Raw genomic sequence first — 25,040 nt, 5'->3', positions numbered from 1 at the left:
CATCCGCGCCGCTCATGCTAGGCTCACATCCGTCGGCTTGCACCGAACGAAGCCCCCAAAGGGTCCTGAACGATGCTGCCAGCCCTGCGATTTCTCCTCGACGTGGTCAAAGCCTTTCAGAGGAACGGCTGTACCAGCCTCGCCGCCTCCCTGGCGTTCTTCTCGCTGCTCTCGCTATTTCCGCTGGTCTTCCTTCTGCTGTATGGCATCAGCTTCCTGGTCAGTCAGGATGTGGGGGAGCAGTTCCTCCTGAGCTTCCTGAAGGGCTTTCTGCCCTCCCTGGGCGAACGGCTGGCCGAAGAACTGCACCGCATCAGCGCCCTTGAAAGCGTTCGCTGGGCCGTATTTCTGTCGTTCGCCTGGTTCGGCGCGCTCGTGTTCTATGAACTGGATTACGCGCTGAACGTCGTGTTCGAAAGCACCTGGCGACGCCACCCGCTCATCTCAACGGCGATTTCAATCGCCTCATTGGGAGCAACTGAGCTGCTCCTCATCATTTCCTATGTCGCCACTCAGATCATTAACATCTTGATCGGGTATGTCCCGCGCCTCTGGGGGCTGGATCTGGTGGCGTTGGCCGCCCACGATTTTCTCCTGACCTACACGGTCCCTTTCGGCTTGGCGTTCTTAACGGTCAGCGTCCTCTACCGCTTCGTCCCGCGACGCCGTCCAGCGTGGCGCGAAGCCATGATCGGAGGCCTCACGTTCGCCCTCCTCTGGGTCGCGGCCAAACTCCTGTTCGTCACGTACAGCGGATACGCCACGGTCTACGTGCGGCTCTACGGCTCGCTGCTGGAAATCGTCCTGATGCTCCTGTGGGTCTACTACTCGGCCGGCTTACTGCTGTTCGGCGCCGTGGTCACCCACAACCTTCAGCAACGCGCCCAAGCCGTGACGCCTCCATCGACGCTGGCCTCCTCCTAGCCCTGTCTCACCCGCAGTTCCCGCTGAACCCTTAGCCTGACCCGGCTTGTGCCGATGCAACTTCCGGCCTTTTCCTAGGTGATACGTCCCTTCCCCGATACAATGACTTCGGCAAAAACGGGGAGCGCCATGGCTGAGGACTTCGGCAAAGAACTGATGATGCTGGGAGGCACGATCGCAGGTTTCATTGCCACCCTGCTGACCGTCCTGGAAAAGCTCCTCGACTTCCAACATCGCATCCGCGCCAGGCATGAAGACAAAGGACCGGCCCGGCCTGAACGCGCCTCCGCTCCGACGGCGTCCACGATCGACTTCTTTTCCTCCAAACCTCTCCGCGGATCATCCTATCTGCTGTTGTACGAAACCGGCGTCATCGTTGCAGCCGGCGTCCTGCTCAACTATGTCGGGCTGACCCTCAGCCGCCATATGGAAAGCATTCTGTTTTTGGACATGACCGGCACGGCCCTGGTGGCCTTCCTCCTGGGCCCCTGGTGGGGTGCCATGGTGGCATTGTTATCGAATTCCGTGGTGAACTGGCTGCTCTATCCCGAAGTGGGCGCCGATGTGGTGATCTTCCCCTGGTCGCTCGTCAATATGACCGGCGCGCTCTTCTGGGGCGTCCTGGCCAGACAACCGGGCTTCCAAAAATATGTGCGGACGTCCAAGAGCTCCGTCCTGGCCCACACCTGGTTCCTGCTCAGCTTCGGCGTTGTCGGCGCAGTGGTGATGAGCATCCCCGGCACATTGGTGCAGGCTGCGCTGAACGAACGCACCACGTTCGCGCTCAACCCTGACGTCGCCGAGTCGCTGAGCGCTCGCGTGACACAGTGGGAAACCACCGTGCGGGTTTCACTGGAATCGATCCTCGGCGTGCAATGGGGAGAAAGTCTCAGTTGGGCTGTCGTGAACTGGTTCCAGAACTGCGTCCGCTACATTCCGGATAAGACCATGAGCGCGGCGATTGCCCTGGTCGTTCTGAAATACGGCTATCCGCTGTTCGAACAGGAATTAATCCACGGCGGGCCTGAGGGAGAACGCCCGAGCGATGAACGGATGCTGCCCCTCGTGCTGGGGCTCCTCTATGCCCCGTCCTACGCCACACTGATCAGCAGCGACGGGTATGCGGGCATGGTCTATTGGCCGCTGTGGTCGCTGCCCTGGGTGTTTATCGTGATCGGGTATTTGACGCTTCGCTACTGGGGGCAACCGGAAGACGCGATGCAGGAGGCCCGCCACCAACGGGCCGAGCGCTACGCCCGCGCGCTGAAACCCATCGGAAAAGAACCGTCCTACGAATTCTGCCGCCGGCTCACGTTTGTGACCCTGGTCGCCAGCCTCATTTTTGCCCTCTGTCTGCCCATCCTCTTAATGGATTTCTACCGCGTCACGTTCAAGTTCTTTTGCGTGGTCTATGGATTTCTGCTCGTCGTCCACCTCATCCGCGTCGCCATTGCCCAGAACATTTCCGTCGCCAGAGCTGAGTGAGCGGTGATGCGTCGTTCTTATCTCGTCGCTCGCAAGATAGGCCTCACGCCTTGTGCAACTGCAGGTAATGCACAATCGCCGATCGGGTGACGAGACCGATCACCTGCCCCTCCTGCACGACGATCAATCGATCCCATCCCGCTTGCGTCATCCGCTGCATCGCGTCCAGCACCGCCGCGTTCGGCTCGATCATGAGCGAGGGCTCCGCCGGCCGCATCACCTGCTGAACGATCTTCCAGGCCCACAGCGATTGGGGCACCGTCTGCACGTCCATCACCGTGACCAGACCCACCAGCCGCCCCTCTGCCACGACTGGAAATCCGCCATACCCGTGCGGCACGAAGTACTGATTGACGGCGTCGGCAATCGTACAGTCGGGAGGAATCGAGACCACCGTCTGCACCATCAGATCCCGAACCGGCACCACGGCCAGCGATTGCCGCACCACCGCCTGGCGCCGGCTTGTCAACGCCGTCGCGAACAGAAATGTGGCGAGAATAATGACCCAGCCGCCGTTGGAGACCATTGACTCAGGCAGATCGCCGCTCAACGCCCCGACGACGACCATCACTCCTGCCAGGCCGAACAACAGGCCGAACGCCTGGCCGACAAACGACGCCTGAACGGTGGCCCGATAGAAATCCTTCCCCCAGGCCCAGAGCCCGGCGCGCAAGGCCCGGCCGCCGTCCAACGGAAACCCCGGGATCAGATTGAAGAGTCCCAGTTGCACATTGACGAAGCCCAGCAGGCTCCCGAGCATCATCAACCCCCTCCAGCCCGCCGCCTCGCCGACTTCTCCAGCCACCTCAACGGCCCCGAGGCACAGTCCGCCAAGGAAAAAGCTTACGGCAGGACCGGCGATGGCGATGAGAAATTCAGCCCGAGGATGAGGCGGCTCCTGCCGCATCTGCGCGACACCGCCGAAGAGAAAGAGTGTGATCTGGCTGATGGGAATGCGGTAGCGCAGCGCGACGTAGGAATGTCCCAGTTCGTGCAGGAGAACGGACAGGAACAACAGCACCGCCGAAACGGCCCCCATCGCCCAGTAGCGCTCCTCGGACAATCCCGGCAGATTGGCCGGCAAAAATCCCGAGGCCAGACTGGAGGTCACAAAGAAAAAGACAAGGAACCAGGAGGCATGAATGCGAATCGGAATTCCCAGAGCGCGGCCGATTTCCCACGAAGGTAGTTGCATAGCCTCACCGTAACAGTCGAATTCACAAAGGGTCAACTCTTCTTCGACAAGCTTGAGGTATACTAGAGCCTATGTCGCTCAGGTCATGGGTATTCCTCTTCATCGGCATCATCGGGCTTGTCGCTCCACAAATAGGATCGGCACAAGTCATCAAGTCCGGCCCCCCTTCCTGCCCCGGCATCGCGCTGACCTTCGATCTCTGCCCCGTCCGAAAAGGAACGGGCTACGATCAGGCGCTGGTGGACTACCTCATTCAGCACCGCATCCCCGCCACATTCTTCATGTCCGGCAAATGGATCGCAAAACACGACGCCGAGGTGGAACACTTGCTCGGAATCGAATTTTTCGAGGTTGGCACACACGGCGAAGTCCATGCGCACTTGCCGATGCAGAATGCCGATGAACAGCGCCAAGAAATCCACAGGCCCGTCCGGTTCCTGAACGAACAGTATGCCCACGATGCCATTCTCTTTCGTCCCCCATATGGCGAGTATAACGACATTACCGTGGATGTGGTGAAGCAACTCGGGCTGCGCTTTATTCAATGGAATATCGAATCAGGCGACCCCGACCCCACCCTGTCTGCCGAGCAGATTCTGGCCCGCATCGAGAAGCGCGCGAAACCAGGCAGCATCGTGGTACTCCATGCGAACGGCAAAGGGAAGCAAACCAGGGAAGTGATTGAGCACTTGACGACCGACGTGCTCCCGCGCAAGGCACTGAAGCCCATGACCGTCAGCGATCTCCTGGCCTGCAAACAGAAGAATCCATGACCACACCCCAGATCAGAGCCATGCAGGCAGAGGACCGCGGCGCGGTCGTGCAACTCCTCGCCGACTCCGATCCCTGGAAGACATTGGGCTACACCAGTGCCGACTGGAACCGGATCTTCTGCCCCCTGCCGCAAGGCCGCGAGAGTCTTGTCGCCCTGGTCGAGGGGAAGGTGGCCGGCATCGCCTTGATTCGCGAGAAATTCTTGTTGGGAGATTATCTGGAGCTGCTCGGCGTGGCGCCATGGGCGAGAAAATCCGGTTTCGGAGCCGCACTCTTGGCCCACGTGGAACACACCGTCTTCGCGAGAACGAAGAACCTCTTCGCCTGCGTGTCCGATTTCAACGCACCGGCAAGAGCCTTCTACAAGAAACACGGCTTTCAGGAAATCGGGCCTATGCCGGACTTCTTGATTCCGGGAAGCGCCGAGATGCTACTCCGCAAAACGGCAGGACCCGCACGACATAGCTAACAACTTTCTGCTATAAGCTCCTCATATGAACATCACTAAACTTCTCCACACCCGCATGAGAGTCAGTGATCTGGATCAGACGATTCAGTTTTATACGAACGTGCTGGGCCTCGAAGTGATCGAGCGAAAAACCTCCCCGCGGGGATCGCATCTGGCTTTTCTGAAAGCCCCCGCCAGCGACGAGCTGATCGAGCTCACCAGCTTCCCACCCAGCGGGCCGGTGAAGGTTCAGGAAGACCTCGTCCATCTCGCCTTTCAGGTAGACAACCTTGATGCCACGATCGCGTCGCTCAATGCCAAGGGCGTCAGGATCACCGACGGCCCCACCCAAACCTCCTCCGGCAGCAAGTTCATCTTCATCGAAGCCCCCGATGGCTATGAGATCGAGTTGATCGAACGGCCAGCCGGAGTGAAGATCGTCTAGCCCGGTCCTTCGTCAATCGTCACGCGTAGAGAATCGATCACAATTGTCTCTCCCCCTGTTGACGATTCCCACCTCTCCTTAGTACCTTCTCTTCCGTTTGACGAATGACGATCGACGCCGGACGATTTCTCTTCAAAGGAGCTACAGATGAAGAACGGATTTTTCCGCGGCCACGGCCTTGGCAACGACTACCTTGTGATGGACCCCAAAGAGCTGACCTTCAGGCTCAGCCCGAAGAATATCAAAGCCGTCTGTGATCGAAACTGGGGCCTGGGCAGTGACGGCATCCTGGCGCTCGTCCCGACCAAGAAGGCGGACTTCGGTCTGCGCATCTACAACCCGGACGGCAGCGAGGCGGAAAAGTCCGGCAACGGGCTGCGCATTTTTGCCCGCTACCTCCATGCGACGGGTAAAACCAAAAAGAAGCATTTCACGGTGGATACCAAAGGCGGCCTCGTCACCATCGATCTGCACATCGATCGTCACGGCGACGCCAGCGCCGTCACGGTCGAGATGGGCCAGGCCACGTTCAAACCGAGGGCTCTTCCCTGCACACTCGACGTACCAGAACTGATACAGCAACCCATCAATGCGGCAGGCCGTTCACTGGTCTTCACGGGTGTCAGCGTCGGCAATCCCCATTGTGTCGTGTTCAAACAGGCGGGAGAATCCTGGTCGCGTGAAGATCTCCTTGCCCTTGGACCTGTCCTGGAAAATCATAACCTCTTCCCGAAACGGACGAATGTCCAGTTGGCTGTCCCGACGGGTCCGAAGGAAATCTTCATCCTGATTTGGGAGCGCGGGGCCGGAGAGACGCAAGCGTCCGGCTCATCCTCCTGCGCGGCAGCCAGCGCAGCCGTCCGCCTGGGACTGGTCAAGAGCCCGGTCACAGTGAAGATGCCGGGCGGCCAACTCAACATCGAGGTTGCGCCCGATTTCAGCCTGACGATGAAAGGGCCGGTGGCCGAAGTCGCCAGGGGGACTTTGAGCCCCTCGTTCCTGCGCGGGCTCAAATAAGACCTGCGCCGACCGTCACGCGTCATTCGTCGATCGGGAAGAAACTGAGCTGCGGTTCCTGTTATTCTTACGATTGCCGTATGACGAATGACCTTCTTCAATCCAAACTCGATCACCTGCCGCCCAGTCCCGGCGTCTATCTCTTCAAAGACCGGGCCGGCGACTACCTCTATGTCGGCAAGGCGGCGTCACTGGCCGACCGTGTCCGCTCGTATTTCCAGCGCGGGGCCGACCATACGCCGAAGACCTCGCTGCTTGTCAGCCACGTCGTCGATCTTGAGACCATTGTCACCCGATCGGAACTCGAAGCGCTGATCCTCGAAAGCAACCTCATCAAGCGGCACAGGCCCCGGTTCAATATCGTGCTGCGCGACGACAAGCAGTATCCCTATCTCCGCCTGCCGATCAAGGAACGGTTCCCGCGCCTCTCGATTGTCCGGCGCGTCCAGAAAGACGGGGCGCTCTACTACGGCCCCTATACGCCGGCCGGGGCCCTCCGCGAAACATTAAAAGTCATCAAGAAGGCCTTTCCTCTGGCAACCTGCACGATCGACATCGACGGCACGGCGGACCGGGCCTGTCTGGAATTCGAGATCAAACGCTGCATGGCTCCCTGCACCGGCAACCAATCGCAAGAGGATTACCACAAGATCGTCAGCCAAGTGCGCCAATTCCTGGAAGGGCGCGACCGTGAATTGCTGGACGACCTTCGCGCTCAGATGGAAGCAGCGGCGGACCGGGAAGAATTTGAAGAAGCGGCCCGGCTGCGCGATCGGCTCTACAAGATCGAACGGACACTGGAGAAGCAACGAATCACGCAGACGGCATCGGCGGATCAAGACGTGATCGGCCTCGCGCGGCAAGGCACCGCCGTGGATTTGCAGCTGCTCTTCGTGCGTGGCGGATTGTTGATCGGACGGAAGGATTTCTTCTGGCCCCAGTCGGCCGATGTCAGCGACGAGGATCTGGTCCGATCGGCGATCGAACAGTTCTACAATAAGGATGGCCAGCCGCCCAAAGAACTCCTGGTACCCACAGCCCTGGCCGACGCAAACCTGATCGAACAATGGCTGAGTGAAAAGCGGGGTTCCGGCGTGAAGGTCCTTGCTCCGGAACGCGGAGCGAAACACCAACTGGTCCTGCTGGCCGAGGAAAATGCCGCCGCCGCGGTGGCGGACCATCTACGAGACGAGGAACTTGACCGGCAGGCCGTGGAAGATTTGAAGCGACTGCTGCATCTCGACACAGCCCCCCGGCGCATCGAAGGCTTCGACATCTCCAACACGATGGGAAACCAGTCCGTGGCGTCGATGGTCGTGTGGGAAGATGGCCGGATGAAGAAATCGGACTATCGCCGCTTTAAGATTCAGACTGTCACCGGAGCCAACGACTTTGCCAGCATGCAGGAAGTCGTGGCGCGACGGTATGGAGAATCCGAACACCTCGCCCGGCCCGACCTGATCCTGATCGATGGAGGACTCGGACAACTTGCCGCTGCGATGGAAGGCCTGAGGCAGGTCGGACATCGCGATCAGGCCATCGTGGGCCTGGCCAAAGCGCGCGGAGAGAAGGACGAGCGCATTTTCCTCCCCGGGCGGAAGAACCCCATCCTGCTTCGACCGAATGCCCCGGCCACGCACCTGCTGCAACGCATCCGCGACGAAGCCCACCGGTTTGCCATCAGCTACCATCGCAAGCTCCGCGGCAAAGCCTTGATCGCCTCGCAACTGGATCAGATCATCGGCATCGGCGAAATGACCCGTACCAAGCTGCTCAAACAGTTCGGCAGCGTGGACGCGCTGGCCGCGGCGAGCGATGCCGCCCTCGCGGAAGCAGGCCTCGACACTAGAACGATCACGTCTCTCCGGAAAAGTTTCACATAGCTGTTGGGTCCGGATTTAGAAGAACAACTTCAGGCTGAACGTCCCCAGATGGACAAAGGCGTGATAGGTCCCGTTCACGGCAGGATTCAGATTTCCCGCCACCGTACGAGTCTCGTAAAACCATTCCTGATAGGCGACATCAAAGCCGATGGCCTTCGGCAACAAGGCGGACTCGCCTCCGCAGGGAACCATCCCCAGAAACCTCCCGCCCTTTCCGCACAGCAACCCTGCTCCCAGCGAAAGCGTATTGGAGGCCAGGGAAATGGTCGCCGGGTTGAACGTCAGATCCGGCACAGGATCTTCCGTCCTCGTATAGCCGGCCCGCACGGCCACATCCCAATTCGGCAACCATGAAGGGGTGAGCCACTTATACTCAGTCCCGACCGCCACCACCTGCACGCTTGTCCACTGCTGCGGCTGCGGCACCGTGACACCGTTGGATAGATGCACATCAAGCTGTTTGTTGGACTTCCAGGCGACATAGTCCACATCCAGCTCCAGCTTCCATTCCCGCTCACTGGTACGCACCGGCCAGACTGCCGCCGCAGCGGTATAGATGGGCGGGAGCGCGAGGCTCGTAGCCGCATCGGCCGCCTTGGTTCCATTCACCAACAGCGCGCCCTGCAACGGCAGCACGGCCTGGCTGCGATAGACCAGGCCGATCGAAGCTAAGGGCTTGCCTTCGCGGTTCTTGATCGGCTGATACATCAGGCTGGCGTTCATCCCCACTCCCGTGCCTTTCCCGTTCAACTCGATGGAGGCCCCGGGCGGAATTCCCAACGAGCCGCTCCCTACCTGATGCTGCTCGACCTGACCTTCCCCGAGAAAGCTGGCAAAGGTGTATATATCGGCACCGAAACCGATGGACAGGTTGTCAGTCACTTTGTACGCCACGGTCGGTTTGATATCGAACAGGGGTAACGTGGCAGAGGTTGCCGCGGTGTTGAACGGACCATCAACCGGATAGCGCGTATTCAGTCCGAACGGGGAGGTGAGGCCCAGTCCGACGGTCACCCGGGAGAGACTTGGCATACCCAATGCTCCCAGATCGGCGCTGACATAGGTGTGGCTCGGCAGAGGGGACACCACGCTACCCCCGAAATCGCCGCGCACATCGGCCCCTGTCGGGCTTTTGTACTTGATCGATCCGCCCATGAGGAGGGTTCCCACGATAGCCTGAACTCCGTCAACCTGAGTCAGACCGGCAGGGTTGTAATGGATCGCGGATGCGTCATCGGCTTGCGCGGTAAAGGCATTCCCTTGACCGACCGCGCGGGCCCCTTGTGGTTGAAATCGAAGCGCTTGAGAGTACGCCACATGAGGAAATCCAAAACAGATGGCGCTCATGCAGAAGAGAGCGGTGCCATACCGCGCCAGAAACGCCAGACGGTCGCCGGCGATGATCACACCCACCTCCAAGTCGCTTTTAGTACATCGTGCTCATCCTCAGGGTCAAGGGCTGAGCCGCTTGAGCCAGGTCCTCAAATCTCGATCCCAAGCCCCCACGAGACCTCCCCCATTGTTCTTCACATCGCCCCATGGTAGGCTTTACCGCCACCTGACTAGGAGAGAGACATGCCCTCGGTCCAGGATAAGCGCCCTTTCCCGCGTGAATTGTTCGCTGCCCTCTCAAAGTCTGAGTGCGAAGGCTTCATTGAACTTCTCCACTACACAGCGGAGTCGGACAACGTGGATGATGTCAAATCCATCCTCGTTCGATTTCAGAAGCTCTTTCCATTTACGAGAGTGATCGGCGGCTTAGCACGATTGGGGCCCTCCGGAACATTCGAGGGCTTCACCAATGTCCTCAATGCCAGCTACCCGGAAGAATGGCTGCGCCTCTACTGGCAAAAAGGGTATTTCGACGTCGATCCTGTCTTCCAGAGCGCTCTACAGAAATCAGGAACACAGCACTGGGCGAAGACATACCACGCAAGCGGCTCGGAGAAGCAGCGGGAATTTATCGCGGCCGCCAGGGAATTCGGACTGGGCGACGGCATTACGACCGGATCTATCGACTCGGCCTGCGGAATCGCCACCTTCTGTTCTTTTGCCTCAGCGGACCCGGTCGACGCCGGGCGATACCTGCAATTGATCGAGTATTTCGGCTATCACATCCATCTCGCTCTGCTTCGAACCACTCCCCCTCGTTCTCAAGCCCTTGATCAATGCGTGCGAGAGTTAACGCTGCGCGAGATGACTATTTTGAACTGGATGAAGAACGGGAAGACCAACGGCGAAATTGCTCAAATCCTCGGGGTCACCGAACGCACCGTTCGCTTTCACGTGGGAAGCATTTTTTCAAAGCTCGACGTCACATCGCGATCACAAGCCGTCGCAACCGCCATTGAGCACGGGCTTCCAAACGTCGTCTGACGACCTCTCCCTGCGCTCCGCGCTGATGCCGCCGCGCCTGGAGGCGAGATCACTCTCAGACCAACGCCTCGTCAGACCTGAATACCGATAGGGCATTCCGCCCACGCTCTACCTCTCCGTCAACCGTTTCGATGGCCGACATCCACTCCAGGAACTGCGGCCGCTTGCGGATATTTATTTCGGCAAACTGAACCATGTCGTACAACGCTGCCACCGAAGAGGCATTCGCAGGAGGAAGGGTCACAGACGGCCCGAGAGGTTCGCATGGAAACCCTACCGCCCTCAAGACCCGCAAAAACCGTTCTTCAACCTCCAGATAATAGAATCGTATCTTATTCTCTATCGCCCACTGATACACCCCTTTCAGCAGCGCCCGCAGAATCCTCCCAGACAACCCCCTGTCGCGAATATCCGGATCGATGGCCAGCCTGGTTATTTCGGCCGTGTCCGGGGCCTTTCTCACGCGGTACCCTGGAGGCAACAGCGCGGATAAATCCTGCTCCAACATAAACGGCCCGGAAGAGGGCAGCAATCGAGCGATACCTGCAATCGTCCCATCGTCACGAACCAGACCGATCGTCGTCCCCCACAAGTCATAGAGATCAATTTCCCGTCCGTCACTTGACAACGGCACCCAGCCCAACGATTCGGCAAACACACGGTGTCGGAGACGATACGATTGTTCCAGCTCCTCCCCGCACAAGGTCTTGATCACGAACTCACCTTCCCGGAATTCGATGTCCCGTATGGCCTCCATCTGGACCTCCCCCGTTGTTTAGGACCGCGTCCTGCAAACCACAGGCATATGCGGTTACACACGTGCCTGAACGCACCCGGTTCGTCACCTGGCGGATCCGCCAGGTGACGTGGACGTCTCACTTCCGCTACCGTGTAAAAAATGACCGAAGAGATTCAACTAGTTGAATTAGTAGGCTTTTCTACGCCCTAGCAGAAAAGGATCCCACGGCATGATGAAAGAACGGCATGGATTTCGGGTATTCGAAGGTCGGAGAATGGCTGCCGGGGCCCCGCGCGACCCCCGGCAATCGACACCGATGACGGCACAACGCATTTCGACCTCGCGACCTCAGGCTGACAATATCGCGATGAAAGAACCACTATCCGTGTCATTATCGACCATGGAGCAGCGCCTGAGCACGCTCCTTGAGGATCGGGAGCGGCTCGGCCGCGACCTGCATGACTCGGTGCTCCAGTCGCTCTATGCAATCGGCCTCAGCCTGGAGACAGCCGGGAAGATCAGCCCGCCGTTGCCCCCGGACGCCACCCAGCTCCGTACCCATGCGATTGAACAATTGAACCGACTGATCCATGAGGTTCGCGGAACGATCCATCGGCTCAAAGACGGCACGGTTCAGAGCTTTGACCTGGCTGAAGAGCTGGCCAACCTCCAGCGCACCTACGAGCAAGTCGGCGGCATGACCATCACGTTGGATCTGCAGCCGACAGCGATGGACTATCTCACCCTGGAAGAAGAGCAGGACATCCTCCATATCGTGCGAGAAGCCTTGAGCAACTGTATCCGCCATGCGCAGGCGACACGGGCCTCGGTGTCTCTCCGCCTTCGCGGCACGCGGCTTCGTCTGACGATCATCGATGACGGGGTCGGCTTCGCGGCCTCTCCCCTCCAACGCAGAGGCTACGGCCTGGCCAACATGGAAGCCCGTGCGAGAAAACTCGGCGGCACATTGCACATACACTCAAAGCCGGGCGGGGGGACGCGTCTGACCGCCGAACTTCTCCTGGAACCTATACTGACATCCGTATGAAACAGACTCGCCTCACCATTCTCATCGTCGATGACCACGAAGTCGTCCGTCAGGGCCTCCGGACCCTGTTGAGCCTTGAAAAGGATTTTCACGTTGTGGGGGAAGCCTCATCAGTTGCAGAGGCCCTGACGGAAACGGCCCGGCTCCATCCTCAGGTCGTTCTTTTAGATATGAAATTACCGGACGGGTCGGGCCCCGAGGCCTGCGGGCAACTGCTCGCACTCTCCCCCTCCGCACGCGTGCTGATGCTGTCCAGCTTCGCGGATGAAGCGATGATCATGGGGGCTGTACGAAGCGGGGCTCATGGATATCTGCTAAAAGATGTCCGCGCACATGATCTGGTTCAGGCGATCCGAACCGTTGCCGGCGGCCAAAGCTACCTCGACCCGCGAGTGGCCCAACAAACCCTGACATGGATCCGTCACCAGAGCAAACCCGGCCAAACTGCGCCCCCGCACGGGCTGGCTCAACTTTCCCCGCAGGAACGCGCGATTCTTCCCCTCCTCGCCGAGGGGAAAACCAATAAGGAAATTGCCGCGAGTTTACGGCTGAGCGACAAGACAATTAAGAACTATCTCGCTCACATTTTCGACAAGTTGCAAGTCAGCCGCCGGACTGAGGCCGTCGCCTGGTACATCAAGATCAGCCGGTCACGCCCCATGGATCACACCAACTAGCCTCACAAGCCCACATTCCCCGTACCGGCAAGGTTTCCTCTAGCATTTCATCCACATCTCGCCCTATGCTGTCTCCCCGAAGGCTGAGCCACGCTGGCAACCGGCCTGGGGGAGAGCATACACAAGCCTCCCCTGTCGACACGATCAACACCGGCAAGATACGACGTCGATGAGCGCTCAGCACAATCATCCGGTTCCGCGATGGACCCAACCAGCACAGGACGGAACGGACCTGACACAGGCCTCCATCCACACACGTCAATCTGCCGCCTCCCGGCCGTCTGCCCCATCGGACAACGCCACCGGAATCGGAGCCTGGGAATGGCAGCTCAGCACCAACCGGGTAACCTGCCCTCCTGAAACCGTGCGCATCCTCGGCCTCCCTCCGGAATCCTGCGGGGTCACCTTCGACTGCTTCCTCAGCTCCGTGCATGAAGCCGATCATCCACGGGTAACATCGGCGCTTCGCACAGCCCTCTCCGACCGCCGGATTTGTCATCTTGAATACCGGATTGTGACTCCGGCGGGAACCATCCGTTGGATCTCCTGCTACGGGCGCCCGGTGATCACTGCAGCAGGGACCGTGTCTGGGATGGCAGGGGTCGTCGAAGACGTGACTCAGCGCAAAGACACCGAGTTCGCGTTACAGGAGCTGCGCAAGCAGGTTGACCGGCTGGTTCGCGAACGTACGGCCAGCCTGGAACAAGCGGTGGTCAAACTGAAGAGCGAAATCACGCGACGGGAACAGGCCGAGGCCGCGCTCAAAGAAAGCGAGCAACGGTACCAGTCTCTCTACGAGAACAACCCCTCCATGTACTTCACGCTGTCCAGAGAGGGCACCGTGCTGTCAGTCAATCAATTCGGCGCAGAACAGCTGGGCTACCGGCAGGAAGACCTGGTCGGCCGTTCCGTGCTGTGCGTCTTCGACACGAAGGATCATGAAGCGGTGCTCGGCCAGTTGACCGTGTGTGCCGAGAATCCGAATCGTATCTTCGAGTGGGAGCTGCAAAAAGTCCGCAAAGACCGGAGCCGCCTGTGGGTGCGGGAGCGGGCGCGGGCCATCACCGACCCACAGGGGACGCTGACCATCCTGGTAGTCTGCGAAGATGTAACCGACCATCGCAAGACCACCCAGTTGCTCTCCACGCTCGTTCGTGAATCCCCGCTGCCGATTGTCAGCCTGGACGCCGATGCGCGGGTGACCACCTGGAACCAGGCCGCGACCTCGCTCTTCGGCTGGACGGCAGAAGAAGTCCTGGGCCGCGAACTCCCCTATGTCCCCCTGGGTCAGGAAGGTGAGGCCGAAGCCCTATGGGAGCAAGGCACGCGCGATATGATGCGCGGCCCGATCGCCCTGCGCCGGCAACGCAAAGATGGTGCCCTGCTGGATGTCCTCCTCTGGCCGGTCTTCATTTACGACGAGGCCGAGCAACTGTCGACGGCCGTGGGGCTTTATGTCGATCAATCTGATGTTCAGCGGGCCGAAGCCGCCCGCCTGCACAGCGAAGAACGGCTCCGGTCGTTCCTCAATGCCCTCGATGATCTGGCCTTTGAGATGGATGCACGAGGCACCTATCTCAATGTCTGGACCCGCAACGATAACAACCTGATGCTCCCGCGGCAGCACATCATCGGCAGAAACCTCTCTGATATCTTCGGGGCCGTGGAAAGCGCCCGCTACCTGGAGGCCATCCAGCGCGTACTGGCGACAGGCCAGCCGGAACCTGTCGAGTACGAGTGTGCGATCAAGGACCACCTCCGCTATTTTTCCGCAATCATCAGTCGCATCCCTGCCACGGGAGACGCGGCCGCGACGGTCGCCTGCGTGGTCCGCGATGTCACCCCTCGCAAACAAATAGAAAAAGCCTTGCGGGAGAGCGAGGAACGGTTCCGACAAATTGCAGAAACAATTGAGGAAGTCGTCTGGTCTGCCGATCCAACCATCGGCAAGATGTTGTACATCAGCCCGGCCTATGAACGCATTTGGGGACGGACCTGCGCCAGCCTGTATACGGAGCCAAAATCATTCATCAAGGCCATTCATCCCGACGATCGTACGCGTGTACTGGCTCACCTCTCCGTGCAACAGCAAGGACTACCCTTTGCACATGAGTACCGAGTGGTGCGGCCAGACGGTGAAATCCGATGGGTTTGGGACCGAGGGTTTCCCGTTGTGGATCCTGCAACCGGAACACTGACACATTATGTGGGCGTAGCGCTGGACATCACGGAGCGCAAACAGGCAGAAGAGGACCTCCGTGTCAGCGAAGAGCGGTTTGCCAAAGCCTTTCGGTCGAGCCCCCATCCGATTATCGTCACGGAACGCGACACGGGACGCTGCCTCGAAGTCAACGAAGCCGGTCTCGCTCTGTTCGGCTACCGGCGGGAGGAAGTCATCGGGCAGACCACGATCACCTTGGGGCTGTGGCCCACGCCCGATGACCGGGCGAGTTTTTTCGCGCGGCTCGCCGCCGAAGGGGCGCTCCAAAATATCGAACTTCGGTTTTATGCGAAAGACCGGACGCCCCGGCATTGCCTGGTGTCGTGCGAACCGATCGAACTCGACGGGACCCCCTGCCTCGTCACCGTGGGAACCGATATCACGGAACAAAAGCGCGCGACGGAAGCGTTGCACCTCAGCGAGCAACACCTCAAGAGCATCATCGAGACCTCTCCGGAATGCGTAAAGCTGGTCGGATCTGACGGCACGCTGCTGCAAATCAATGCGGCCGGCCTCGCCATGATCGAGGCGGACCGAGCGGAAGACGTCCTGGGCCGCAATGTCTACGATTTGGTGGCCCCGTCACATCGCGACGCGTTCCAAGCCATGAACGAGCGGGTCTGTTGCGGCAGTAAGGAATCCCTGGTCTTCGAGGTGATTGGCCTGCGCGGGACTCCGCGCTGGATGGAAACCCACGCCGTGCCGCTGCGCAATCCCGCCGACGGCGGCGTGGTGCACTTGGCCATCGCTCGAGATATTACGGAGCGCAAGCGGACCGAGGACGCCTTACGGCAGCAGGAGCACACGCTCCAACAGGCCCGGGAGGAACGCGAGCGCATCAGTCAGGACCTGCACGATAATATCCTGCAATCCTTATATGCCGTCGGCATGCAGCTGGAAGCCAGCAAGATCGTCGCCGGCAAATCGGCACGGAAGGCCAAGACGCACATCACCCACGCGGTCGATCAACTGAACCAGCTCGTCCAGGAAGTGCGCCACTTTATCGCCCTGCTCCGCAAGCGAGACACCGCCGAGCTGGATTTCGGGCTGGCCCTGCGCCAGCTCGTGGCCTCTTTTTCTTCGACCGACCATACCGGTCCCACGCTGGACATTGCCCCCTCCGCCATCTCGCTCATTCGACCGGAAGTGGGGGAACAGCTCTTCAGCATCGCGCGGGAAGCCCTCAGCAACAGCGTCCGCCACGCCCGAGCGGCCCATCGTTCCGTCGCGCTCCGCCTGACCGGCACAACTATTCAATTATGCGTCTGTGACGACGGCATCGGGTTCAACCCCGGCAGTGCCGACAACCGAGGCCAGGGCCTGGCCAACATCGCCGCGCGCGCTAAGCACATCGGCGCCCGCTTGACGCTGAGCAGCTCGCCGGGAAAAGGCACCTGCGTCACGATCGAGGTGCCGGGAGAACAAACCCCATGAGGCCGGCACACTCCAGGACCATTCGCCTCCTGCTCGTCGACGACCATGAAGTGGTGCGCATCGGGCTGAGGGCGGTGCTGAATTTGACCCCCGGCATGAAAGTGGTCGGACAAGCGAGGGGCAGGCAAGAGGCCATCACCCAATGTGCCCGGCTTCAACCCGATATCGTGCTCCTTGACATCCGCTTGCCCGACGGCAACGGAGTCGAAACGGTCGGAGACATCCTGTCCGTCAGCCCGAAGACCCGCATCCTATTCCTGACCAGCTTTGCGGATGAGCACACCATTGAGGAAGCGAGCCTTTCCGGTGCCCAAGGCTATCTCCTCAAAGACATCGCCTCGCACGCGCTCGTGCGCGCCATCAAAACCGTCGCATCCGGCCAATCCCTCACAGACCCCCGGATTGCGAAACATGCGATCGGCTGGAGACACCCGCTCACGACGCCCTCGGTCCAGTCGAGACGCCCGCTGCTTTCGCCGCAAGAGCTGCGCTTGCTCCCGCTGGTCGCCGCAGGATACACGAACAAGGAAATGGCCGAGTCTCTCGGCCTGAGCGAGAAAACCGTGAAGAATTATCTGGCGAACATCTACTCAAAACTCCAGATCAGCCGCCGGTCGCAAGTCGCCGCCTTTTATGCCAGCAGCTTCAAAGGCTCCCCGGCGCCGATCGCCGAATCATAATCTCCGGACTCCTGCATTCGAACGACAACCCCGCATTCCCCTTTCTCCGCGTCCGCCCGCTCATCGTACATCCTGCGCGGCGTAAGTGTGTCGAAAAGAGACCGATACTCTCGCAGAGGCCCTTGCAAATATCTTCCGATCAGCTCCTCACATTCCATCCATCGGGTCCGTATCAAGTTTAGGGCCTCCGCGTCCGACAAGGAGGTGGAAACGTCGTTCCATCTGTCGCGGGACCTCCGAGGGACTTTGAGAATACATATCGATGTTCAATCTCTCTTCATTTCTCCCGCAAGACATGGCGCCCTGCGGCGAGGCGATTTTGCTCAAAACGCATGCGCCGATGTCCGGCACCGCCGATCCCTCGCCCGCCATCACAGCCAAATCAGCCTGAACCCTTCGCGCAATGATCCGCACTCATCCTCCTCTTGAATTGACAGCCCGCAAGGCTCACTTTAGGATACGCGGTTGACGCGTTTCCCGCGTGAACGCATGAATTGTTGAGGAGGCCTGATGTCCAGCGAGCATTCTTCCCCGTCCCATCCCGCACCCAAATCAGCAGAAAGCCCGATCGCCAAAATCGAACACCTTTTTGAAGTCGTTGTCTTCGGCAGCCGATGGATTCAGGCGCCGCTGTACGGAGGCTTGATCGTCGCGGAACTGCTCTACGCCTATAAATTCCTGGTCGAACTGTGGGAAATGCTTCTCCACGTCAATCAGAGCAAAGAAGTCGAATTCATGCTCGGCATCTTGGGCTTGATCGACGTCACGATGGTGGCGAATCTGCTTACGATGGTGATCATCGGCGGCTATGCGACCTTCGTCAGCAAACTGGATCTCGAAGATCACCCCGACCGTCCCGACTGGCTGGGCCATGTCGATCCCGGCACGATCAAGGTGAAATTGGCGGCGTCGCTGATCGGGATCTCCAGCATCCACCTCTTGAAGGCGTTCGTCGATATCGAGAACGAGGACCCTGAACACATCATGTGGAAGATCTTCATCCATATGACGTTCCTGGGATCCGCGATTCTTCTGGCCTGGACGGACAAGATCATGCAGAAGGACAAGAAGCACTGACGAATCCCCGAGGCTCTCTCTGAGTTATTCGTGAACCCATCATGGTGGGCCGGTGTCATGCAGGCGGATGTGTGCGTGAGATCGCACTCCCCGTCAGATCCCAGGCTTGCACCGGTTCCCCACCAGGTTTAGGATGAGGGCCACTACGTATACGTCGGAACCCTTTCAGTAGCATCGTGAAGGCCATGGTCAGTGAACGCCTCGTTCCTTTTACAGCCGGCGATCAGTTTCAGTGCAACCTGATTCAGGTGCAGGGAAACCGCCCCCCGCAGAAGGGGCCGGTGCTCCTCGTCCATGGCGCGGGCGTCCGCGCCAACATCTTCCGTCCCCCCAGGCAACCGACGATCGTCGATGTCCTGCTTGACTCGGGATACGACGTCTGGCTGGAAAACTGGCGGGCAAGCATCGATCTCCCTCCCAACCTTTGGACGCTCGACCAGGCCGCGCTCTACGACCACCCTCAAGCGGTCGCCACGGTCGTGAGGGAAACAGGATGGCGTGACATCAAGGCCATCATCCATTGCCAGGGGTCCACGAGCTTCATGATGTCGGCGGTCGCGGGTCTCATCCCCCAGGTCACAACCATCATCAGCAACGCGGTCTCCCTGCATCCGGTCGTGCCCGCCGCGTCACGGCTGAAGATCACGCTGCTGCTCCCCTTCATGAAGCAGCTCACGGACTACCTCAATCCCCAGTGGGGGCTGCATGCGCCGACCCTCGCCGCCAAACTCGTTTCCCTCGTGGTGAACCTGACGCATCATGAGTGCGCCAACCCGGTGTGTAAACAAGTCAGCTTCACCTATGGCTCAGGCTTTCCGGCCTTGTGGCGTCATGAGAATCTCGACCAGGCGACCCACGAGTGGATCAGCCGGGAATTCGCTCATGTCCCCCTTCGTTTTTTTGAACAGATGGCGCGCTGTCTTCGCGAAGGCCATCTGGTGGCCATCGAGGGCAAGAAAGCACTTCCCGACGATTTCGTCGCCCAGGCACCACAAACCGACGCGCGCATGGTCTTCTTCGCTGGAGCATTGAACCGGTGCTTCCTACCCGAGAGCCAGACGAGGACCTTTGATTACTTCGACCGCTACCGCAAAGACTTCCACGCTCACTACGTGTTGCCCGGATATTCCCATCTTGATGTTTTCCTGGGCAAGAACGCATCGACGGACGTCTTTCCCTTGATGCTTCAGGAACTGGACAAATCGACGTGATATAGAGGAGACCCGCATGGCGATACCTGCACGATTACGTGATCAGGCCGGACGATACGCGCTCGTCGACGGCATTCCGTTCCAATTACCGGTCAGCTCGCAGCAATCCCCGGCGCTCATGGCTGTGTTTCCGATCAATGCCGAGAAAGCCACGGCGCTGATGCCAGGCCATGAGATTCATCCGTTGCGGCTGGGAAAGAAGGCCTTTCTCGTCATCACGGTCATCAACTACCGGGTCACGGTGATCGGCAAATACATTGAGTTCAGTATCGCAATCGCCTGCACCCATGGCCCCAAACCAGCCCCCATGGTCCTCCCGCTCTTGTTCATGAAGCGGTATGGCACCGGCCAGTTCGTGTATGACCTCCCGGTGAGCACGGAAATCTCCGTCAAGGGAGGGAAAGGCATCTGGGGCATGCCCAAGCACCGGGCCAGCTTGAACTTCCTCGTGGACGACCGAACAGTGAGCAGCCAATACGATCTCGACGGTCACCTGGCGATGAAGATCGAGATCGACCGTCCCAAGGATGGTCTGTTTCCCATCGGAATGGGGGGCGTCAACTACTGCCAATTTCGCGGCCTGCTCATGAAATCCTACGTCTACTTCAAGGGGACGCCTGGCTTTCACCTGTTCAAGAAGGGCTCCGCCAGACTCACGATCGGCAGCCACCCACGGCTACAGCCTCTCAAAGGCTTAGAGATTTGCCCGGACCCGATCTTCACCGCCTATTTCCCCGAGACCAGCGGGGTCTTGGACGATCACTTTGAATGCTGGTTTGTCAGTCAGGAGCAGCCGCCCAAGCAGCAACCGGAAGGGCTCGAAAGCGTGGTGGATCTGGGACTCAGCGAGGAGTGGCCGCCGCCGCCCAAATCATAGTCACGCGACGTCTTGTTCCCTCAACCTTGCTGGAGGAACCGTGAAAGCCAAATTGCTGCTGATCAACCACTCGATCCTCTTTCTTTGCGCCTCGATGTACTTGGGGACCGGAGGCTCGCTGATTTTCTTTTCGTTCCCCATTGCGCCTCAACTCACCGTCGACAACTACTATATGCAATTCGTTCCGCAAGTCGAGGCCGCCACTCACTTCTTCACCTACATGACGATGGTCATGATCGCCGCCTGCGGGGTCATGATGTGGGGAGAATGGAAGACACCCTATCGCTGGGTTCCCATTGTCGTGTTGCTGGCCGTATTGGCGGCAACGGGGCTGACCATGGCGTTCATCTTTCCCTACAACGACACGATGAAGAACGGGATCACCGATCCGGCTGTGCTGCACCAAACCCTGGACCGCTGGATGTTCCTGAACAAAATCCGCGTCGGCCTCTGGACCATCCAGTGGCTGTGCATGATGGTCTATTTCGCATCCAAAGCCGCAGCGGAAGGAGACCGGGGATGAAGACCAAGGATTGGCTGTACTGGGCGCTGGTCACGATCGGAGCCATCACGGTCCTGAGTGGATCGTTGCAGATGGTGGCTCCCGGCCTGGTGCTCACGCTCATCGGCGGCGACATGACCCCCACCAGCCTGCACTTTTTTGGCATCATCGGCATGTTCATGGTGCTGTTCGGGGGAGCCATGCTCCAGGCGCTTCTGAGCCCGCTTCATCACCCTGTCGTCCTGTTCTGGGCCAGTCTCCAGAAATTCGGCGCCTCCGTCGCCGTGGGGCTGGGCGTCTTGCACCTGCTTTTCTCGCCGTTGGCTCTTATGGTCGCGGGGTTTGATCTGCTCTCGGGCATCTTGGGAATCTGGTATTGGAGCCGCGTACGCCATTGATCCTCCGGTGGCTGAGCAATATTTTCTTCTATGGGTATGTGGGGCTGCTCATTATCGCCGGAGGATGGGGTGTTCTCTTTGGTCACTTGGACCAAAAGCTTCTCTTTAATCTCAATACAGCCCAATTGGATGCTGTCGTCGCATCCAGCTTGATCAGCCAGTATCGTTTTCTTCGCGCGATCGAATTCGGGTTTGGCATGATGTCCTTCATCTTTCGGAAAGAGATTTTTAGGGAACGGCTGTTTAACACCCTGTTCTTGAGCACCATGTCACTCGGTGTCGTCGCCCGTGGGATCTCGCTGATCATCGATGGCAGTCCCAACGGAGCCTTTTATTTCTTTGCCATCTCCGAGCTGATCGGAGCCATTGTCATCTTTCTTTATTCGAGAACCACCCTGGAGCCGACATGACCACGTCACCGCATATTCCATCAGGCGCCCCTCCCGCAGGCTACTCCGGCCCCAGACGGGCGCTCATCCTTGCAGGCGGCGGTATGCGCGTGGCCTACCAAGCCGGCGTGATCCGGGCCTTAGTGGAATCGGGCCTCTGCTTTGCCCATGCCGACGGGACGTCCGGCGGCACCATTAACCTGGCCATGCTTTTTTCCGGCCTCTCGCCGGAACAGATGTGCGACCGCTGGCGGACGCTGAAGGTGGCCGACTTCGTGTCCTTCATGCCGCTGGAACAATACCTTCACGCATCCCAGCTGATGGGCATGGGCGATGCGGATGGGATTGTCGACAAGGTGTTTCCTCACCTGGGCATCGACATTTCACGCATCAACGCCGCGCAAGGCATGGACGGCACCTTCAACGTCTGCAACTATTCTCGCAAGACCAACGAAGTCATGCCGCATCGCACGGTCGATCTCGACCTGCTGGTCGCCGGCATCTCCCTGCCCATGTTCATGCCGCCGGTCCGGAAAGGCACGGACTGGTATACGGATTCCGTCTGGATCAAGGACGCGAATCTCATGGAGGCCGTGCGCCGCGGCGCCGACGAATTGTGGCTGGTGTGGTGCATCGGCAATTCGCAGCAATACAAGGCCGGGTTGTTCAACCAGTATGTCCATATGATCGAGATGAGCGCCAATGGGGCCCTCTTCGAGGAATTCACCCAGATCAGAGACATCAATGCCCGCATCGCATCAGGGGACGTCGTCTACAACCACACCCGTCCGATCACGCTCCACGTCATCAAGCCGGAGTATCCTCTCCCCTTGGACCCCGATCTCTACCTGGGACGGATCGACACAGCAACGCTGATCGACATGGGCTACAGGGACGCCAAACAGTATCTGAGCGGAATGACCGCACAAGGATTACCTTTTCAACCGGAGACAACCCACATGAAAGACGCCAATCTGAGGCTCACATTTCGCGAAACGATGGCAGGGTGGTTTGCGTTGGGAGAAACGGACCCGAAAGCCGGGGCGGAAAAAGGCAAGGCAGCCGGCACACATTTGACCATGAATGCGACTATCGACATTCAGGATCTCAAACGATTCGTCTCCGATCCGAATCATACAGGCCGCATTACCGGCCATGTCAGTATGGCTGCCCTCGGTGACAACCTCCCGGCAAAAGGTGGCACCTTCAACCTCTTCCACCCGAGCGGCAATCCCAAACTGAAATGGATGGTCTATGAACTAGCCTTTGAGCAAAATGGGCAGGATTACTACTTGGCGGGGAAAAAGGAAGTTCAAGATGACCCGGGGCTTGACCTATGGGCAGACACGACGACGCTTCTGACCCAACTGCATAAAGGGACAGACACAACGGGGCCGGTGATCGGAGCTGGGATTCTCACGTTGAGTCTCACAGAATTACTCAAGCTGGTGTCCACCGTCCATGCCACCAACGCGACTTCGACAAAGGAAAGCGCGGAAGCGATCCTGGAGTTTGGACGCTTCTTCCTGGGTGAACTCTGGGACACCTATGCCTCGAAGCTCTCAAAGCCCTAGCGAACACCCATGCACTGACCACATCGCAATGAGCCTGAGCAGCCTGTAGCGGGAGAAGACACCATGGCACATGCATTCGACGCAATCGTGATCGGAAGCGGATTCGGCGGAGCCATCACAGCCTGCCGCCTGGCGGAACACGGATTCCGCGTGCTGGTCCTTGAACGCGGGCGGCGCTGGGACACGAAGGACTATCCGCGCAAACCCGACGACGCCTGGATCTGGGAACAGCATGAACCAGAACGCCAGAACGGCTGGCTCGATCTGCGCCGGTTCAACGACATGTGGGTCGCCCAATGCGCCGGGGTCGGCGGCGGCTCGTTGATCTACGCAAACGTGTTCATCGAAGCGAAGCGCGAGGTCTTCAACGTCGGCTGGCCCGCCGAGATTACCTACGACGAATTGAAACCCTACTACGACAAAACCGGCCGCATGCTCAACGTGCAGACGCTCCCCGAAAATCAGTTGACCGAACGGTACAAACTAATGAAGGAAGCCGCCGAGAAGCTGGGGTACGGATCCCGATTCCGTCCGGTCCCCCTCGCCGTGTCCTTCAATCCGGATTGGAATTACAACCTGTCCGACCCCTTTAACAACAGCCATTCGAAAACCTGGACCAATCCGCAAGGCCAGCAACAAGGGACCTGCGTCCATTGCGGCAACTGCGATATCGGCTGTCAGGTGAAAGCGAAGAACACGCTGGACCTGAACTATATCCCCCAGGCCGAACGCCACGGCGCGCAAGTCCGCCCGCTTCATATGGTTCGCTGTATCACTCCCCTGGCCAACGGCTATCGGGTGGATTTCGATCGCATCGAAAACGGCCGCTGCATCCCTGGCAGCGAAACGGCGGAACGGGTCATTCTGTCGGCCGGCTCACTGGGGTCAACCGAGCTGCTGCTTCGATGCCGCGACCAGCACAAGACCCTGCCGGGAATCACCCGGTTCCTGGGCCACAATTGGAGCTCGAACGGAGACTTCCTGACGCCCGCCACCTACAGCAACCGGCGGATCTCTCCCACACAAGGTCCAACCATCACATGCGCCATCGACTTCTTGGACGGCTCGGTCGATCGCCAGCAATTCTTTGTCGAAGACGGCGGTTTCCCGGACGTGCTGGGCAACTACCTTGAAGCCAAGCTGCAGTCGGGATCGAAAGACCGCACCGGTCAGGTGTTGCTTGATTCGCTCGGAAAGATCGTCCGATCACGCGATGCCCTGGCCAACGTGATGCCCTGGTTCGGACAAGCCATCGACGCAGCAGATGGACGGCTATACCTGGGACGGCGCTGGTGGGCCCCCTGGAAGAAAGACCTGAAGCTGGACTGGGACATCGCCCGTTCGGAGCCAGTCATCGACGCGCTCGTGAACATGCACAAGCGCCTCTCGGCGGCCACGAACGGAACCCCCTGGGTTCCGCCGTCATGGACGGTGCTCAAAAATCTGGTGACCCCGCATCCTCTCGGCGGCTGCAATACCGGCACGACGCCGGAGAATGGCGTGGTTGATCACCGGGGCGAGGTCTTTGGATACCCCAACCTGTATGTCGCGGATGGGGCGATTATCCCGGAGGCGGTCGGGCTGAATCCGTCGCGAACGATTGCCGCGCTCGCGGAGCGGATATCAGACCTGATCATCAAAGGAGTGAAACCGTCGTAACTCAGAT

The 25,040-nt window shown here is 59.3% G+C and carries 24 protein-coding genes; 21 read left to right on the top strand and 3 right to left on the bottom strand.

Going from position 1 to position 25,040, the window contains the following annotated elements:
- Positions 1–72 precede the first annotated feature (72 nt).
- Complete coding sequence (locus tag ACO9S2_RS09755; RefSeq protein ID WP_423721821.1) at positions 73–924, top strand: YihY/virulence factor BrkB family protein; 852 nt, start codon at positions 73–75, stop codon at positions 922–924.
- 129 nt (positions 925–1,053) lie between these two features.
- A complete protein-coding gene (locus tag ACO9S2_RS09750) occupies positions 1,054–2,409 on the top strand; it encodes a hypothetical protein (protein WP_423721820.1) in 1,356 nt (451 codons plus the stop codon).
- A 43-nt stretch (positions 2,410–2,452) separates the two neighbouring features.
- On the opposite strand, the gene ACO9S2_RS09745 is transcribed toward ACO9S2_RS09750, so the two are convergent.
- Positions 2,453–3,604 carry a site-2 protease family protein gene (locus ACO9S2_RS09745; protein WP_423721819.1) on the bottom strand — a complete coding sequence of 384 codons (1,152 nt, stop codon included), beginning with the start codon at positions 3,602–3,604 and terminating at the stop codon, positions 2,453–2,455.
- 71 nt (positions 3,605–3,675) lie between these two features.
- Here ACO9S2_RS09745 and ACO9S2_RS09740 point away from each other — a divergent pair, with 71 nt between their 5' ends.
- From ACO9S2_RS09740 to uvrC, 5 genes are all read left to right on the top strand, one after another.
- A complete protein-coding gene (locus ACO9S2_RS09740) occupies positions 3,676–4,377 on the top strand; it encodes a polysaccharide deacetylase family protein (RefSeq protein ID WP_423721818.1) in 702 nt (233 codons plus the stop codon).
- A complete protein-coding gene (locus ACO9S2_RS09735) occupies positions 4,374–4,847 on the top strand; it encodes an N-acetyltransferase family protein (RefSeq protein ID WP_423721817.1) in 474 nt (157 codons plus the stop codon). The genes ACO9S2_RS09740 and ACO9S2_RS09735 overlap by 4 nt, the downstream gene beginning before the upstream one ends.
- A gap of 25 nt (positions 4,848–4,872) precedes the next feature.
- Positions 4,873–5,271, top strand: coding sequence for a VOC family protein (locus ACO9S2_RS09730; RefSeq protein WP_423721816.1), 399 nt, complete (start codon positions 4,873–4,875; stop codon positions 5,269–5,271).
- Positions 5,272–5,418: 147 nt separating this feature from the next.
- A complete protein-coding gene (gene dapF / locus ACO9S2_RS09725) occupies positions 5,419–6,288 on the top strand; it encodes a diaminopimelate epimerase (RefSeq protein WP_423721815.1) in 870 nt (289 codons plus the stop codon).
- A gap of 80 nt (positions 6,289–6,368) precedes the next feature.
- Complete coding sequence (gene uvrC / locus ACO9S2_RS09720) at positions 6,369–8,171, top strand: excinuclease ABC subunit UvrC (protein WP_423721814.1); 1,803 nt, start codon at positions 6,369–6,371, stop codon at positions 8,169–8,171.
- 15 nt (positions 8,172–8,186) lie between these two features.
- Here the strand turns inward: uvrC and ACO9S2_RS09715 are convergent, their stop codons facing one another.
- Positions 8,187–9,578 (bottom strand): OmpP1/FadL family transporter, encoded by a 1,392-nt coding sequence (locus ACO9S2_RS09715; protein WP_423721813.1) that lies wholly within the window; start codon positions 9,576–9,578, stop codon positions 8,187–8,189.
- 168 nt (positions 9,579–9,746) lie between these two features.
- Between ACO9S2_RS09715 and ACO9S2_RS09710 the strand changes: the two genes are divergently transcribed.
- Complete coding sequence (locus ACO9S2_RS09710) at positions 9,747–10,547, top strand: helix-turn-helix transcriptional regulator (RefSeq protein ID WP_423721812.1); 801 nt, start codon at positions 9,747–9,749, stop codon at positions 10,545–10,547.
- Positions 10,548–10,602: 55 nt separating this feature from the next.
- Here ACO9S2_RS09710 and ACO9S2_RS09705 read toward each other — a convergent pair whose 3' ends face one another.
- Entirely contained in the window at positions 10,603–11,304 is a 702-nt protein-coding gene (locus ACO9S2_RS09705; RefSeq protein ID WP_423721811.1) for an acyl-homoserine-lactone synthase, read from the bottom strand.
- Between the two features lie 211 nt (positions 11,305–11,515).
- On the opposite strand from ACO9S2_RS09705, the gene ACO9S2_RS09700 reads away from it, so the two are divergent.
- The 13 genes from ACO9S2_RS09700 (at position 11,516) to ACO9S2_RS09640 (ending at position 25,033) form a co-directional block, all read left to right on the top strand.
- A complete protein-coding gene (locus tag ACO9S2_RS09700) occupies positions 11,516–12,334 on the top strand; it encodes a sensor histidine kinase (protein ID WP_423721810.1) in 819 nt (272 codons plus the stop codon).
- Positions 12,331–13,011: a response regulator gene (locus tag ACO9S2_RS09695; protein ID WP_423721809.1), complete on the top strand. Its 681-nt coding sequence runs from the start codon at positions 12,331–12,333 to the stop codon at positions 13,009–13,011. Before ACO9S2_RS09700 ends, ACO9S2_RS09695 begins: the two co-directional genes overlap by 4 nt.
- A gap of 169 nt (positions 13,012–13,180) precedes the next feature.
- Positions 13,181–16,666: a PAS domain-containing sensor histidine kinase gene (locus ACO9S2_RS09690; RefSeq protein WP_423721808.1), complete on the top strand. Its 3,486-nt coding sequence runs from the start codon at positions 13,181–13,183 to the stop codon at positions 16,664–16,666.
- Positions 16,663–17,346 (top strand): response regulator, encoded by a 684-nt coding sequence (locus tag ACO9S2_RS09685; RefSeq protein WP_423721807.1) that lies wholly within the window; start codon positions 16,663–16,665, stop codon positions 17,344–17,346. Before ACO9S2_RS09690 ends, ACO9S2_RS09685 begins: the two co-directional genes overlap by 4 nt.
- Positions 17,347–17,608: 262 nt before the next feature.
- Positions 17,609–17,737, top strand: a complete 129-nt coding sequence (locus ACO9S2_RS09680) for a hypothetical protein (RefSeq protein ID WP_423721806.1) — start codon at positions 17,609–17,611, stop codon at positions 17,735–17,737.
- 119 nt (positions 17,738–17,856) lie between these two features.
- A complete protein-coding gene (locus ACO9S2_RS09675) occupies positions 17,857–18,423 on the top strand; it encodes a TIGR00645 family protein (RefSeq protein WP_423721805.1) in 567 nt (188 codons plus the stop codon).
- 185 nt (positions 18,424–18,608) lie between these two features.
- The gene (locus tag ACO9S2_RS09670; protein WP_423721804.1) at positions 18,609–19,634 is read left to right on the top strand and encodes an esterase; all 1,026 of its coding nucleotides are present in this window, start codon (positions 18,609–18,611) and stop codon (positions 19,632–19,634) included.
- A gap of 16 nt (positions 19,635–19,650) precedes the next feature.
- On the top strand, positions 19,651–20,511 hold the full coding sequence (locus ACO9S2_RS09665) for an acetoacetate decarboxylase family protein (protein ID WP_423721803.1): 861 nt from the start codon (positions 19,651–19,653) through the stop codon (positions 20,509–20,511).
- A gap of 40 nt (positions 20,512–20,551) precedes the next feature.
- On the top strand, positions 20,552–21,034 hold the full coding sequence (locus tag ACO9S2_RS09660) for a hypothetical protein (protein ID WP_423721802.1): 483 nt from the start codon (positions 20,552–20,554) through the stop codon (positions 21,032–21,034).
- The gene (locus ACO9S2_RS09655) at positions 21,031–21,411 is read left to right on the top strand and encodes a patatin (RefSeq protein ID WP_423721801.1); all 381 of its coding nucleotides are present in this window, start codon (positions 21,031–21,033) and stop codon (positions 21,409–21,411) included. Before ACO9S2_RS09660 ends, ACO9S2_RS09655 begins: the two co-directional genes overlap by 4 nt.
- Before the next feature lie 38 nt (positions 21,412–21,449).
- Entirely contained in the window at positions 21,450–21,821 is a 372-nt protein-coding gene (locus tag ACO9S2_RS09650; RefSeq protein WP_423721800.1) for a DUF4345 family protein, read from the top strand.
- Complete coding sequence (locus ACO9S2_RS09645) at positions 21,818–23,374, top strand: patatin-like phospholipase family protein (RefSeq protein WP_423721799.1); 1,557 nt, start codon at positions 21,818–21,820, stop codon at positions 23,372–23,374. The genes ACO9S2_RS09650 and ACO9S2_RS09645 overlap by 4 nt, the downstream gene beginning before the upstream one ends.
- Positions 23,375–23,437: 63 nt before the next feature.
- A complete protein-coding gene (locus ACO9S2_RS09640; protein WP_423721797.1) occupies positions 23,438–25,033 on the top strand; it encodes a GMC oxidoreductase in 1,596 nt (531 codons plus the stop codon).
- Positions 25,034–25,040 lie beyond the last annotated feature (7 nt).

Source organism: Nitrospira sp. NS4 (assembly GCF_049546785.1).
Taxonomy (GTDB): domain Bacteria; phylum Nitrospirota; class Nitrospiria; order Nitrospirales; family Nitrospiraceae; genus Nitrospira_D.
This window is presented reverse-complemented; position numbering and strand designations above follow the sequence as displayed.